This window comes from Mucilaginibacter sp. Mucisp73 (assembly GCF_059491465.1).
In genome coordinates, this window is sequence record NZ_CP168507.1 from 6,526,063 (window position 1) to 6,540,978 (window position 14,916).

9 protein-coding genes are annotated in these 14,916 nt (G+C 44.3%); 8 read left to right on the top strand and 1 reads right to left on the bottom strand.

Annotated elements, in window-relative coordinates; all coding sequences use genetic code 11:
- The 6 genes from ACEN82_RS27215 to ACEN82_RS27240 all read left to right on the top strand — a co-directional run bounded on the left by ACEN82_RS27215 (position 1) and on the right by ACEN82_RS27240 (position 9,962).
- Complete coding sequence (locus ACEN82_RS27215; protein ID WP_413321229.1) at positions 1-1,137, top strand: glycosyltransferase; 1,137 nt, start codon at positions 1-3, stop codon at positions 1,135-1,137.
- Positions 1,134-2,618, top strand: coding sequence for a lipopolysaccharide biosynthesis protein (locus ACEN82_RS27220; RefSeq protein ID WP_413321228.1), 1,485 nt, complete (start codon positions 1,134-1,136; stop codon positions 2,616-2,618). The genes ACEN82_RS27215 and ACEN82_RS27220 overlap by 4 nt, the downstream gene beginning before the upstream one ends.
- 535 nt (positions 2,619-3,153) lie before the next feature.
- Entirely contained in the window at positions 3,154-5,988 is a 2,835-nt protein-coding gene (locus ACEN82_RS27225; RefSeq protein ID WP_413321227.1) for a T9SS type B sorting domain-containing protein, read from the top strand.
- The gene (locus tag ACEN82_RS27230) at positions 5,985-6,983 is read left to right on the top strand and encodes a PorP/SprF family type IX secretion system membrane protein (RefSeq protein WP_354486972.1); all 999 of its coding nucleotides are present in this window, start codon (positions 5,985-5,987) and stop codon (positions 6,981-6,983) included. Before ACEN82_RS27225 ends, ACEN82_RS27230 begins: the two co-directional genes overlap by 4 nt.
- 1 nt (position 6,984) lies before the next feature.
- Positions 6,985-8,937: an OmpA family protein gene (locus tag ACEN82_RS27235; RefSeq protein ID WP_413321226.1), complete on the top strand. Its 1,953-nt coding sequence runs from the start codon at positions 6,985-6,987 to the stop codon at positions 8,935-8,937.
- 122 nt (positions 8,938-9,059) lie between these two features.
- Positions 9,060-9,962, top strand: a complete 903-nt coding sequence (locus tag ACEN82_RS27240; RefSeq protein ID WP_413321225.1) for a glycosyltransferase family protein — start codon at positions 9,060-9,062, stop codon at positions 9,960-9,962.
- Positions 9,963-10,044: 82 nt separating this feature from the next.
- Here ACEN82_RS27240 and ACEN82_RS27245 read toward each other — a convergent pair whose 3' ends face one another.
- Positions 10,045-11,238 carry an anhydro-N-acetylmuramic acid kinase gene (locus ACEN82_RS27245; RefSeq protein ID WP_413321224.1) on the bottom strand — a complete coding sequence of 398 codons (1,194 nt, stop codon included), beginning with the start codon at positions 11,236-11,238 and terminating at the stop codon, positions 10,045-10,047.
- A gap of 442 nt (positions 11,239-11,680) precedes the next feature.
- Between ACEN82_RS27245 and nagB the strand changes: the two genes are divergently transcribed.
- Together nagB and ACEN82_RS27255 are read left to right on the top strand one after the other, a co-directional pair.
- A complete protein-coding gene (nagB, locus tag ACEN82_RS27250) occupies positions 11,681-13,600 on the top strand; it encodes a glucosamine-6-phosphate deaminase (protein ID WP_413321223.1) in 1,920 nt (639 codons plus the stop codon).
- Positions 13,601-13,803: 203 nt separating this feature from the next.
- Positions 13,804-14,916 carry an acyltransferase family protein gene (locus ACEN82_RS27255; protein WP_413321222.1) on the top strand — a complete coding sequence of 371 codons (1,113 nt, stop codon included), beginning with the start codon at positions 13,804-13,806 and terminating at the stop codon, positions 14,914-14,916.

The following is a 14,916-nucleotide window of genomic DNA, read 5'->3' on the forward strand; positions in this document are numbered from 1 at the left end:
ATGAGCCAGGCGTATAATTTATGCATCATAAAGCCAAATAAGTCTGCTTTTTCCGAGACCTTTATACAAGCGCATATTGATGGCCTGGCTGGTAATAAAAAAGTTTTATACGGCGGCGCCTTTCCTGTTTATGATCATGAAGGCAAAACCCTGATCCGCTCAAAACTGGGCCTGCTAAGTTATCTCATCCAAAAAAGAATCTTTAAGAGGAAAAATATTAAGGTACGTACCTGTGCCTTGTATAAATATTTAAAAGAGCATAAAATAGATGCTGTATTTGCTGAATATGGCATGGTTGGTGCATCTGTTACTGAAGCTTGTAAATTAGCCGGAGTTCCCCTGATTATTCATTTTCATGGAGCCGATGTTTATCATCGCGATACAGTTGCCGAGTATGCCGAACTTTACCAGGATGCATTTAAGTACGCGAGTGCCTTTATTGCTGTATCGGTAGATATGGCTGCTACTTTGAAAGAAATGGGCGCTCCTGCCGATAAAGTGTTTACCGCTTCATGCGGAGTGGATACTGCTGCTTTCCCTTTACTTGATACATCAGCCTCCGCTAAAGATTTTTTATTCGTAGGGCGTTTTGTTGAAAAGAAATCTCCTCAATCCTTAGTTGAGGCCTTTAAAATTTTACAGGAAAAACACCCCGATGCCAGGCTGTGGATGGTTGGGGGCGGACCGCTGTTTGATGAAACCCGGGAGCTGATTGCCGACCTTGGGCTTAATGAGCAGGTTACGCTTACCGGGGTATTAAAGCCTGAAGAAATACGCACGTTAATGAAAACCATGCGGGCATTTGTACAACACTCGGTTACAGCGGCCAATGGCGACAAAGAAGGTACCCCGGTTACCGTGCTCGAAGCATCATCATCAGGTTTGCCGGTAGTTTCAACCCGCCATTCGGGAATCAAGGAAGCTGTTATTAATGGCGAGACTGGCTTTTTGGTTGATGAATACAATATAACCGGAATGGCCGAAAGAATGAGCATCCTTGCGGAATCGGTTGAATTATCCGTGCAAATGGGTAAAGCGGCGCGGAACCACATGATTAATAATTATGATATTCACATGCGCATCGCTTTGCTTGATCATATTATCCAAAGCAGCATCAGCAATAACAAAATTAAATGAACCTATTACAAAAACAGGGATTTTTTAACAGCCTCATATTGTATGCGGGAGTTGCTTTAGGTTTCTTTAACCTTATCATTCTTTTTCAGCGGATCCTTACCACAGAAGAGATCGGTTTTTTTATTTTAATGGGGACCATATCGCTGCTTTATGCACAGTTTGCAGGGTTAGGTATTGGTAATATCATTCTTAAATATTTCCCTTACTATCGCAGCGACGATAAGAAGCATGGCGGTTTCGCATCTTTTGTTACTGTTTGGAGCCTGATAGGTTTTGCGATCTTCACGGTGCTTTTTGTAATTTTTAAGGATTTTATTATTAGCTACTATAAGAATAAGGATGGAGCTCCGCTACTGATCAGGTATTTCTATTACCTTATTCCTTTGTCATTTTTTACGCTGGTATTTTCTGTTCTGGAAAACCTGGCGCTTACAGTATTTAAAAATGTACTTTCTTCCTTTTTGCGCGAAGTAGGGTTACGTTTGTTCACAACGGCGGGCGTTTTGCTGATAGCCATTAAGCTGGTTGATTACCATTTTTTTTTGATGATATATATAACAGCTAACCTGGTAGCTGTATTGGTGTTGCTTGCCTATATTAGCAAAGGCCGGCACTTTAAGTTTTCGACTGTTGGCGCTCAACTGCTAAGCGAAAGAAAAACGTTTTTGAGTTATGGCATTTTTACGGTATTAAGTGGCAGCTCCTTTGTGATGATCCAGAACCTTGATACCCTGATGCTGAGCATGCTTACCAAAGAGTCATTTAGTTATGTAGGTATTTATGGTACGTTTTTCGCCATTGCGGTAGTGATAAGTTTACCGGCCAAGGCATTGGGCCGCACCTCACTGCAGATCATAGCCCAGTCATGGGTTACCAATGATCTGGCCAAGATTGGTAAAATTTATTATAAGACATCAGTAGTGCAAATGCTTATCGGTTGCCTGCTTTTCATAGGCTTGGTTATTAACAGGTCGTTTATTATAATGTTGTTACATAAACCTGAGTACGCCAATTATTTCAATGTATTTATTATAGTGGGCGTGGCCTTTCTGGTTGATATGACAGGAGGGTTAAATGGCTACATCATGAATGTATCTAAATATTACAAGCTTACCACTGTTTTTATTGTTTCGGGGGTGGTTTTTTGTGTGCTGTCAAATTTGGTCCTGATACCTATGTTAGGCATGATGGGTGCTGCCTTATCATACCTGATCACCATGTTTGTACTAAACTTTGCTTATTGGCTGTTTGTTAAAATTAAGTTTAACCTGCAGCCTCTCGCAATGGCACACGTATATATATTACTGATCTTTACGGTTTGCCTGCTTATCGGGCTTTATCTTCCGTCGTTAAAGAATGTATTTGCAGATATGATTTACAGATCGGTTATCGTGGGCGTGGTTTACGTGTTTTTGGCATATATTTTAAAAATTTCAGAAGATATTAATATAGTATTTGATCGCATCCTGAAAAAGGTATGAGTTAAGTTGTATTAATTGCTATAGTATTCCAGGCCTTTATATAGTTTTATTGCCGCCGCGTTCACAATAATATTGCCGTTTATGTTATTAGCCGGGCTGCATTTACCGTTTATGGTTAATTAAATAAAACCGCTACCGGCGCAGGTTGCCCTTCATCAGTCCCTTATTGAATGTACTTCATGTAAATTGAATTATCGATAACTCATGGTTTTTTACATCATGCACTCAACCGGTACGGCTTTGCCCTATCCTTTAAAAGGTAAAAACTTGTGATAGCTTCAATTGCAGTAAAGCATATTTTGAAATTTTTTGATAATGTGAACATTATAATTAATTGTATCGTAGAAGAGCTTAGGATACCGTTTTAATATAACGTTATTAATAAACCTGGATTAACAATAAAATAATTAATTAACATAACTGATTGGGTCAACTCAGCGCTGGTTGGCGTTGAAACCGTTTGGTTAGTGATTAAATATTTTGAAAATTTAGTAATATGAAAGATAATTATTATCATTATCCGTTAATTTAAGCTATGCACCCTAAACCTGCACTTCTATATAAAATAGTATTATGGGCAATATTTTGCCTGTTTTTTCTCCCGTCCGCTGGTTTTAGCCGGGCATTTGAAACCCCATTGCCTGTTAACACGGAGCCGCGGTCTGTTGAACCACGGTTTACTCCATACCATATTACGGTTGCCCCGCTGCAGGCAATCACCATTTGCTCCGCTGCTGCAGCTGTACTTAACGGCGATATAAAAAACCCCGTGCCCGACAGCTATCTATGGCAAATAAATAACAACGGGAACTGGGTAAATGCACCGTCGGCAAATACTCAAAAAGATTATATCACATCTTCGTTAACAAATACATCTGCTTCAAGTATTGTATACAGCCTTCGCCGCAGGATCTCTACCGCCGGCGTAGTAGATTATGATTCTTATTACGATGTTACCGTAAGGCCGATAGCAGCGGTAAATAACAATACGATAGTAGCGCCACCTGTTACCCAATTTTGTTCAACAGGCAATCCGGCGGCTATTACGGGTAGCGTGCCCGGAGGGGGCGATGGAACTTTTTCATATCAATGGCAATCATCCACAGATAACGCAACATTTAATGATATTTCGGGTGCTGTATCAAAAAACTACGATCCGCCGGTCTTAAACAATGATACTTATTATCGCCGTATGGTTTCTTCCGGTGCATGTACAACTCCGGCGCTTAGTAATGTGGTGCTCCTTAAGGTTTCAACGCCGCCACCACCTCCATCACCTGCAGCGTCAACAATAACCATTTGCCAGGGAACCCCGGCTACATTGACGGTTGCCTCGCCGCAGGCCGGATTTACGTACAACTGGTATGATTCGTCGGCTAAAACCACGGTGCTTGCTACAGGTACCTCATACACTACTCCTGTTTTAAACGCAGGCAAAAATTATTATGTCGAAGCATCAAACGGCACTTGCGGCAGCCAGTTAGCAACTATACAGGTAAAGGTTACCCAGGCGCCTGCTGTGCCTCAGTTTTCTCAAACAATGGTTACAGCCTGTATGGGCTCAACAGTGACACTCAGCGTGCAAAATTCGCAAAGCGGCGTTATTTATAATTGGTATAGTACTGCAACTGATGCCAATATTTTGCATACCGGCAGCACTTTCGTATTGCAAAATGTAACATCAGCGGTAACTTATTATGTAGAGGGACTTAGTTCAACAGGTTGCAGTTCTACATCACGCGGAAAGATAAGTTTAACTGTTAAGCCCGTGATAGCGGTAACCAATAACCAGATCACAGCGCCCACAGTTACTGATTTTTGTGTAACCGGTAACCCTTCGGCAATTACGGGCAGCACACCTGCCGGTGGTGATGGTACTTTTTCATACCAATGGCAGTCATCTGCCGATAATATAACCTTTGCTAATATTGCCGGGGCCACATTAAAAAGTTATGACCCGCCGGTATTAAGTAAGGGCGCTTACTACCGCCGTATAGTATCATCAGGTACCTGTACAACCCCCATGGTGAGTAATGTGATTAGTGTTCAGGTTTTAACACCTCCGCCTGCACCGTCGCCCGTAGCATCGGGCCTAACCATTTGCCAGGGAACCGCAGCCACGTTAACGATTAGTTCGCCGCAGGCCGGGTTAACTTACAACTGGTATGATTCGCCTGCTAAAACTACAATACTTGCCACGGGTACTACCTACAAAACTCCTGTTTTAAACGCAGGCAAAAGTTATTATGTTGAGGCATCTAACAGCGCCTGCAGCAGTCCTTTAACAACAATACAGGTAACTGTTTCGCCATTACCGGCGGTGCCGCAATTTACACAAAGCACCGTTAGCGTTTGCTCCGGCTCCACAACAATAATTACCATACAAAACGCGCAAAGCGGTATTGTTTATAACTGGTACGGCAGCGCCACCGATGCTAACATTTTACATAGCGGGACCAGTTATACAATCAGCAACGTAACAGCGGCAACAACCTATTATGTACAGGCCGTTAACACTGCAGGATGCGGCTCTTCGGCCCGGGGGACGGTTAGTGTAGCTATCATTCCGTTGCCGGTGGTTACAGTAAGCAGTTCGGGCACTTCTGTTTGCCCGGGCACCAGTGCCACATTAACCGCGTCCGCATCAGGCGGGGCAGTTATTTCCTGGTATGATGCGCCGACCGGTGGAAGCCTGCTTGCTCAGGGCAATACATATGTTACGGCTAACTTAACATCGGCAAAAAATTATTATTTGGAAGCGACCAACAACACCGGGTGCAACAGCAGCGGAAGAGTTACAGTGCAGGTACAGATGACCAAGCCGCTTGATGCGCCGGTGGTAACGGTTGGCGAAGTTACCTCATCGAGCGTAGCTTTTGAGTGGAGTGCGGTAAGCGGCGCTACCAGTTACCTGGTAAGTACCAACAATGGTTTAACCTATACTGCGCCAAGTTCGGGCAGTAACGGTTTAATGCATAAAGTGAACGGCCTTGGCCTAAACGAGTCTGTTACCATCACAGTGAAGGCGTTGGGAGCATCGTCATGTACGCTTAGCGGGGCTTCGGCCGCGGTTACCGCCGCCACCATCGATAATAACAATGTAATATATGTAGCCAACAACTTTACCCCCAATGGCGACGGAAATAACGACATTATTTATGCACATGGAAAAAATATAAAGACACTTTCTTTTAATGTGTATGACCAATGGGGACAATTGGTTTTTACATCAACCGATGTTAACAAAGGATGGGATGGTTATTATAAAGGCTCATTGATGCCCGTGGGTGTATACGTATACTATTTAAAAGCGGCAATGAATAACGGGGCGCAATTGAATAAAAAAGGAACAATTACGCTATTAAGATGAAGAAACTACTACTCATTATTACAATAGCGCTGCAGTTTGCAGTTGCAGGAACGGTGAAGGCGCAGGTTGATCCGCATTTTTCACAGTATTACGCTTACCCGCTTTGGCTCAACCCTGCGCTTACGGGCGTTTTTGACGGCGATACGCGCTTATCTGCCAACTACAGGGACCAGTGGGCAAACATCAACAATGGCTACCGCACAGCAGGTGTATCGGCCGATTTCAAGCCAACCGATAAAGTGGGCATCGGCCTTAATATCCTTGATCAAAAAGCAGGCACTGCCGGGTACAATTACTTTACAGCTTATGGTTCATTCGGTTATGGCATAACGCTGTCAGGTGATGGTAATCAGCGGCTGCATTTCGGCTTGCAGGCGGGTGTTATCAGCCGTAGTTTTGATCCGGGTAAGCTCCAGTCTGATAACCAGTACGACCCGAACAGCGGCTTCGACCCTACATTGCCCAATTTCGAAAATTTTGGTTATTCGTCAAAAACGGTATTTGATGCAGGCGCCGGTATCTATTATTACAATGCCGACCCAATGAATAAAGCCAATTTGTTTGGCGGACTTAGTATTAACCATATCAATGATGTAACAGATCCATTTGCCGCGGGTGGTATAGCCAGCAAATTGCCTATGCGGTTTACTGCACATGGCGGTGTGCGTATAAAAGCGTCTGATTTTTTTGACCTGATCCCAAACGCAGTTTACGTTAAACAAGGCAAAGGCGAGATCAAAGCTTTCGGACTATATTCTGAACTTAAGTTTGCCGATGATAACGGCCTGGTACTCGGTGGTATGGTCCGGGTACAGGATGCTGCAATTGCCAACGTTGGTTACCATATCCGCAGGATGGTGATTGGTGCCAGTTATGATTTTAATACTTCAGGGCTTCGCGCGGTTACATCAGGCCGCGGCGGTTTTGAACTATCAATAAGCTATATATTTAGTCGCTACACTGATTCCCCGGCCCCAATTTGCCCAAGGATATAATATGAAAAAACTATTACCTTATTTCTTACTATTGTTTTTTCCGTTGGTTTCATTTGGACAGGCGAAAAACTACAGGGCACTGGCCGACACCGCCTTTAGCAGGCATGAGTACTATACTGCCGCGTATTATTACAAGCATATTGCCGATGGTACAACCGATGAACCAAAAGGCAGTGTGCAGCGTTCATCAGCAGTAAAAAAAATCAGTTCAAAAAAAGCTGAGACTAATCAATACATTATTTATCGCCTGGCCGAATCATACCGCCTGTATAAAGATTATACTGATGCTACCATATGGTATGCCCAATTGGCTAAGGAAGCACCAACTGCCCAATATCCGTTAGTACCGCTTTGGTACGGCATCTGCCTGCAGGCAAACGGGAAGTATAATGAAGCTTTGGTCCAGTTAAAGCAGTTTGCAGGCAACGCCCCCGATCCGCAGTATGCCGCTCTCGCTAAAAAAGAAATAATCTCGTGCGAATATGCCTTGAAGCAATTGGAACACCCACGCGCCGTTGATGTATCGGCTTTGGTGTTTTTAAATAAAGACCAGGGCGACTACGCCCTTACCGTTAACCTGGGCAGGTATTGGTTTACCTCATCACGCTTGGTTGATAAGGATAAGCTTTATACCAACAGGGTTTACAGTTCGGCCATCCTCGATTCAACTAAAGCGCTTGCCACAAACTTTAACGCGTTTGATAAAGAAGGACAAATTGAATATGCTACACCTGCGCTTGATGGTACCGGCACCAGGATGTACCTTACCCGCTGGTATAAAAAGAACGGGAAAACAGTATCTGCCATTTATTTTAGTCAACTGGTAAACAGCATATGGCAGCAGCCGGTAAGGCTGAATAATACTGTTAACGCCGAAGGCTATAATTCCAAGCACCCTTTTGTTAGCGCTGATGGCCGGCGATTGTTTTTCGCATCCGACAGGCCCGGCGGTGAAGGCGGTGACGACATTTGGGAAAGTAACCTTGATGATGCCGGGCAGCCGAAAACTGTAAGTAACCTGGGCGATGCGGTAAACACAGCATATGATGAACAGTCGCCATATTATGACCGGGCTGATAAAGTGTTGTTTTTTAGCTCGAATGGTTTTACCGGTATGGGCGGCTTTGATGTTTACCGCAGCGAAGGAGATTTTGGTCGTTGGTCGGCCCCGGTTAATTTAGGTTACCCGGTTAACTCATCTAAAGACGACTTGTACTACAGCCTTGATCCAACCAATCCAAATAAATTTTACCTGAGTTCGGCACGCGGCTCTGACTGCTGCTTAAGCCTGTTTACCGGGCAGTATAAGTTTTTATATATCAGTGGCCGTGTAATTGATTGCCGCACTAATGGTGGTATGGCAGGGGCAAGGGTGATCCTTAAAGATCCGGACGTAAAAATGGGTTTGGCTGTTAAAGTAACCGATGCCAAAGGCGATTATGTTTTCCAGGTAAAGGAAAAACTGCCAAGGTATAAACTGGAGATTTCGCAAAAGGGATACTTTACCAAAGTTATTCCTGCACCGATAGTAAAGCCGGGTATTGATACGCTCATTAACCCCGAAATTTGCCTGCAGAATTATAAGATCAATGTTCAGATAACTATCGAAAATATTTATTTTGATTTTGGTAACGCCCATCTCCGGTCCGAATCATTTGATACGCTGGATAAACTGGTTGCCATCATGAACGATAACCCTAAAATTAAGATCGAGCTTGGCTCGCATACCGATGGGATAGGCACTGACGCAGCGAACATGAAGTTGTCGCAGGCCCGTGCGGAGGCTTGTGTTGATTACCTGTTACTGCAAGGCATTAAGTCTGCACGTATTACAGCCCGCGGCTATGGCAAAAGAATGCCCATCGCCCCAAACAAATTACCAAATGGCAAAGATAACCCCGAGGGCAGGCAACTTAACCGTCGTACTACATTTACGGTAAAATCGGCAGAATAAAAACAAATTGTTTTATTTGTTTGCAATCGGAAGGTTATGGTATAATTTTGCCTTGCAAATTAAACGCCCCCGCTTAATTCAAGGTGTTTAAATTGCAATACCTGATCTGCTGAAATCATACCATGCAAAATCTTGCCCCAATAGCTCTTTTTGTTTATAACCGGCCCGACCATACCCGCCGTACCATCAGTTATTTGCAGCAAAATTTGCTGGCCGATGAGTCGCGCTTGTATATTTTTTGCGATTCAGCCAAAACCGATGCCGATAAGCCAAAGGTTGAACAGGTGAGGCAACTGGTAAAAGATGTAAGCGGTTTTAAATCGGTAAAAATTATTTTGCGTAATCATAATCTCGGTCTGGCCGAATCCATCATCAGCGGGGTAACACAGTTGGTGTATGAATATGGCAAAGTGATTGTTTTTGAAGACGATCTGTTATCTTCGCCATATACCTTGCAGTATTTTAATGACGCATTAACAAAATATGCAAACCAGGAACAGGTAATGCATATCGGTGCCTATATGTACAACCTGCACGATAAAAAACTGCCCGAAACATTCTTTTATCGGGCAGCCACCAGCTGGGGTTGGGCAACCTGGGCCCGCGCCTGGAAAAGCTTTGAACCCGATGTTGATAAGCTGATTGCTCAGTTTGATACGCTGAAAATAGCCCGCTTTTCGATAGAAGGCAAAATGAATTTCTGGAAGCAGATAGAGCAGTTTAAGGCCGGTAAAAATAATTCATGGGCCATTCGCTGGTATGCCTCTATTTTTTTGAAGAACGGGTTGACGCTGAACCCGTCGCAGTCGCTTATTCAAAATATAGGTCATGATGGTACTGGCGTACACTCCAATAAAGAGGATATGTACCATGTGCAAATGGGACGCAAACAGGTAACGCAATTTCCCGACACCATAGAGGAGAATGAGGAGGCTTATAAAGCTATTAAAAATTTCCTGGCAAACAGAAAGGGCACCTTGCTGCAGCGGATCAGAAGGTTCATGAAGCAGCAGATGGGGCGATAAGCTATTTAATGCGTTTACAGCGCAAGTGTATAGACGTATGTGATGCCGCTCTGCGTGGAAATAATCAATTTGAACTCCCCGCTTAAACCGGGAAGCAGAATTTCCCCATCAACACTGCCGGGTTAACGCCGATCCTGATCGGCTCACCGCATAAGGCTTCATTACCTAATAAAGCAAATAATATAGCTTCTTTGGCATCGGGGTTGATTCCCAGTAAACTGCTATCCTCTATTGCCGCTTGGGGCAATAGTTTTTTTAATTCCCCAATAACAAATGGATTTCGTGCCCCGCCGCCGCTGGTAAAAATTTTAATATGATCCCCTGTGATATTTTCCTTAACAAAACCGGCTATGGATGCCGCGGTGAAGGCGCTTAGGGTACAAATAAGGTCTTCACCACTAATTTGCCCGGTACCTGACCGTTGCTGTGCTTCAGCAACCATGGCAAGATTGAACAGTTCGGGTCCGGTGGTTTTAGGGGCTTTTTCATCAAAAAACGAATGGGAGAGGAGCGCCGTTAATAGATCATCATTTACCTGCCCTCTGTAAGCTATGGCTGAATCCTCATCAAAAGGCTTATCAAAATATTTTCGGCAGGCAGCATCGATGAGTGTATTGCCGGGGCCAATATCTGTGCAGAGCACGCGGTTAAAATCACCGTCGCCAGGAAGCCAGGTTAAATTAGCAATGCCTCCTATGTTTAACAGCACCCGGTTTTGGCCGGTTTTATTGCCCAATAATACATCACCATATAAGGCCAGCGGAGCGCCTTCTCCTCCGGCAGCAATATGCTTTTGCCTGAAATCGCTGATGGTTAGTATGCCGGTTTTTACGGCGATATGATCGCCGTCGCCAATTTGCAGAGTGGCATTAGAGTAGTTTTTATGCTGATGTAAACGCTGGGGGGCATGGTAAATAGTTTGACCATGACTGGCGATAAAATCAACCTCCTGTGGGTCGACTTTCCATTGAGCAAGTGCCTGCAATATCAGTTCGGCGTGATAGCTGCCGATATAAGCGTTAAGTAAAGTTACCTTTTCCAAATCTGCATTACGCTGGGCAAATACCTGCTGAACTTGCAGCTTAAAGTCATCCAGATAGGGGATTGTGATAAATTGTACCAGCTCAAAATGAGTGCTTAAACCATTACCGGTAAATTTGCACAGGGCAATGTCAAGCCCATCCAATGAGGTGCCAGACATTAGGCCGATGCCCGTTTTTGATGGTTTTTGAGCGATGCTAAACAGGTGCTGCAGGTTATGGTTCAATGCTATCATGGGCTTAAATTACTATTTGTGCGGCAACCCGCAAAAGTTGGGGCAATGCATTTAATATTTTAGTGACGATGACTTGTTGTTAACATAGCAACGAAATAAGATAATGATGTCTGCAAACTATCAGTATTTAATGATACTTGTCTTATGGCCTGATGCCGGTTAAACGGGCCGGATTTCCTCATCACCTGCTTTCGCTAACAGCAGGCATAAACGTAAGCATGTGCTTAGTTACTTAAAATAGCAGTTTTAGCGTAACTCTATGTTGTGTTTAAACTATTGATTACTAATGTTTTGTATTTTAAAGATTTGAAATGTGTTAACCTATGTTAACCCCATTAGGATGGGTTTACATTACCGCAAAAGTTAAAATAATAACGGCACTATGTAAATATCTGATATATTTGTTTTGAACAACTAACCTCATTTTCATTTCCTAAGATTCATGGCACGATTAAATTTATTGGAAGAGACACGTTACGAGAAGTTACCGGTAAGCGTTTACAACAATCAGCAGGAAGCCTCGGTAGCGGTAGCGAACCGTATAGCAGATCTGATCCGCGCAAAACAAGCTAAAGGCGAAAAAGCGGTATTGGGACTTGCCACCGGTGTAACCCCGATAGGGGTATATGCCGAACTGGTAAGGCAGCACAAAGAAGCAGGCTTGAGCTTTAAGAATGTGATCACTTTCAACCTGGATGAGTACTACCCCATGAAGCCTACAGCAGCACAAAGCTATGTAACCTTCATGTATGAAAACCTGTTCAGCCATATTGATATAGATAAAGCCAATGTGCACATCCCGGATGGTACACTGGATAAAGAAGCCGTAGCAGGCTACTGCCTGGCTTACGAAAAGCAGATAGAAGAATTGGGCGGCTTAGACCTTCAGATCCTGGGTATCGGTCGTACAGGCCACATCGGTTTCAACGAACCGGGTTCGGCACCAAACTCAGGTACCAGGATGGTTACTTTAGATGACCTGACCAGGAGTGATGCTTCAAGAGATTTTGGTGGTAAGGCGAATGTGCCAACCAAAGCGATCACGATGGGTATCGGTACTATTTTCAAAGCCAGAGAAATCATATTGATGGCCTGGAATAAGAAGAAAGCGCCAATCATCAAGAAAGCGGTAGAAGGGGAGATTTCGGGCGAAGTACCTGCAACTTACCTGCAATTATCACAACATGTAGAGTTTGTACTGGATGCAGATGCAGCGTCAGAACTGACCAGGTTTGATACTCCATGGCTGGTAAAAGATTGCGTGTGGGATAATCAGCTAAAAAAGAAAGCGGTGATCTGGCTTGCCAATGAGGTTAACAAACCGGTACTGAAACTAACCGAAGAAGATTACAATAACCACGGCATGGCACAACTTGCGGTAGAGCAAGGCCCTGTGTATAATATCAATATTGATATTTTTAACCAAATTCAGCATACCATCACCGGCTGGCCGGGTGGTAAACCGGATGCGGATGATTCTCAAAGACCGGAAAGGGCACTGCCTGCTAAAAAGAGAAGTATCATTTTTTCACCACACCCGGATGATGACGTGATCTCGATGGGCGGTACATTTATCCGTTTGGTAGACCAGGGGCATGACGTACACGTGGCGTACCAAACCTCGGGCAATACCGCTGTATGGGATGATGATGTGCTAAGGTACATGGAATTTGCGATCGACTTTACAAAAAGCATTGGCGAAGACACAGCTCATCTTCAAAAATCATATGAAGATATGCGTGCCTTCTTCCCAACCAAACAGCCAAACGAGATCGACACCCAGGAGATCAGGAATGTAAAAGGCTTTATCAGGAAAACCGAGGCTATCTCTGGTGCAAGGTATGCAGGCTTAGAGGATGATCATATCCACTTTATGGCATTGCCATTTTACGAAACCGGTAAAACCAAAAAGAACTCGGTAGGTGAGGAAGATATTCAATTGACTATCGACCTGCTTCAAAAAGTAAAACCACAGCAGATCTTTGCTGCCGGTGATTTTGCCGATCCTAATGGTACGCACTTAGTATGCTTCAAAATCATCTTAGCTGCACTGGAAAGATTAAAAGGTAAAGAAGCCTGGGTTGAAGACTGCTGGCTGTGGATGTACCGTGGCGCATGGCATGAGTTTGAGACTCATGAGATAGAGATGGCGGTACCATTGTCGCCACAGGAGGTGATCCGCAAGCGTAACGCCATCTTCAAGCACCAGTCGCAAAAGGACAGGCCTGTGTTTCCAGGCGATGATGCAAGGGAGTTCTGGGTAAGGGCAGAAGACCGCACCCGCGACACCGCCCAGCGTTATGATCGTCTTGGCCTTGCGGAATATGAGGCCATGGAAGCGTTTAAACGATATATGTTTTAAGGATTTGGATTGAACCCTATTGTCTGTGGAAGCGGACAATGGGGTTAATAATTGGAGGCCTTGTGCGATTCCCTCCCTTGGGAGGGTGTAGGAAGGGGTTTCATCGATTAGCCTTGTTTTTGACAGGGTGTATAAACCCCTCCCTGCCAATGCACATTCCAAACGCACCCCTCCCTTGGGAGGGAATTTCTTTAATGTAACCTATGACCTCAACTATAACCGAAAAATCAAAGCGGCTTCTTTCCCTTGATGTATTCCGGGGTATTACCATCGCCATGATGATCCTCGTCAATGACCCCGGCGACTGGGGGCATATCTATGCACCGCTCGAACATTCCAAATGGAACGGCTGTACACCTACCGACCTGGTTTTTCCTTTCTTTTTGTTTATGGTTGGCGTATCGGTTATATATGCCATGGAAAGTAAAAAGGCTACGGTATCGCACAGTAAACTCATCCTGAAGGCGCTGCGCCGTACCATGATCTTGCTGCTGATCCCCTGGATAACTCAACTGACCTTGCACCCCGATACAGGGCTGGCTCATTTACGTTTGCCGGGTGTGTTGCCGCGCATAGCCCTGGTGTATTTCATCAGCACAGTACTTTATCTCAAGACATCACAAAAAACGCGCGACTGGATTTTTGCCATCGCACTTATCGGTTATTTTATCATCATGACCTTTATCCCTGTACCGGGTGTAGGCTATGCCAATCTTGAGCCTGAAACCAATATAGGGGCATGGATAGACAGGCTGGTATTTACGCCCGATCACCTCTGGCGCGAATCGCATACCTGGGACCCGGAAGGTTTGCTGGGAACTATTCCCGCCGTTGCCACAGCCCTTTTTGGTATTAGGGTGGGCAGCTGGCTAAAACGTAAAGACCGCGATGACAACATCAAAACTAACTGGATGTTTGTTTACGGAATAATCGCGGTTATAGCAGGCTTGTTTTGGGATTTGTTTTTTCCTATTAACAAAGCCTTGTGGACAAGCTCCTTCGTGCTTTATACCGGCGGACTGGCAACCATTGGGCTGGCTTTATGCTACTGGCTTATCGACATACAAGGGTACAAACGCTTTACTTATCCCTTTGTGGTATTTGGCACCAATGCTATAACAGCTTATGTACTGTCGGGCTTTATACCGCATTATATGGGCATGATCAAAATAAACGGCTCATCGATTTATCAAACATTTTTTGCGCCTTATTTTTCACCTGTAAATGCTTCATTGATAAGTGCTATATTTACGGTGCTCATTTTATGGGTAGTGATGTGGGTGTTCTACATCAAAAAGATCTTTATCAAAATTTAA

Excerpts from the sequence above, each read along its gene's own strand:
- ACEN82_RS27240 (WP_413321225.1), top strand. The coding sequence starts at position 9,060 with ATGCAAAATCTTGCCCCAATAGCTCTTTTTGTTTATAACCGGCCCGAC.
- ACEN82_RS27235 (WP_413321226.1), top strand. The coding sequence starts at position 6,985 with ATGAAAAAACTATTACCTTATTTCTTACTATTGTTTTTTCCGTTGGTT.
- nagB (WP_413321223.1), top strand. The coding sequence starts at position 11,681 with ATGGCACGATTAAATTTATTGGAAGAGACACGTTACGAGAAGTTACCG.
- ACEN82_RS27215 (WP_413321229.1), top strand. The coding sequence starts at position 1 with ATGAGCCAGGCGTATAATTTATGCATCATAAAGCCAAATAAGTCTGCT.
- ACEN82_RS27225 (WP_413321227.1), top strand. The coding sequence starts at position 3,154 with ATGCACCCTAAACCTGCACTTCTATATAAAATAGTATTATGGGCAATA.
- ACEN82_RS27245 (WP_413321224.1), bottom strand. The coding sequence starts at position 11,238 with ATGATAGCATTGAACCATAACCTGCAGCACCTGTTTAGCATCGCTCAA.
- ACEN82_RS27255 (WP_413321222.1), top strand. The coding sequence starts at position 13,804 with ATGACCTCAACTATAACCGAAAAATCAAAGCGGCTTCTTTCCCTTGAT.
- ACEN82_RS27220 (WP_413321228.1), top strand. The coding sequence starts at position 1,134 with ATGAACCTATTACAAAAACAGGGATTTTTTAACAGCCTCATATTGTAT.
- ACEN82_RS27230 (WP_354486972.1), top strand. The coding sequence starts at position 5,985 with ATGAAGAAACTACTACTCATTATTACAATAGCGCTGCAGTTTGCAGTT.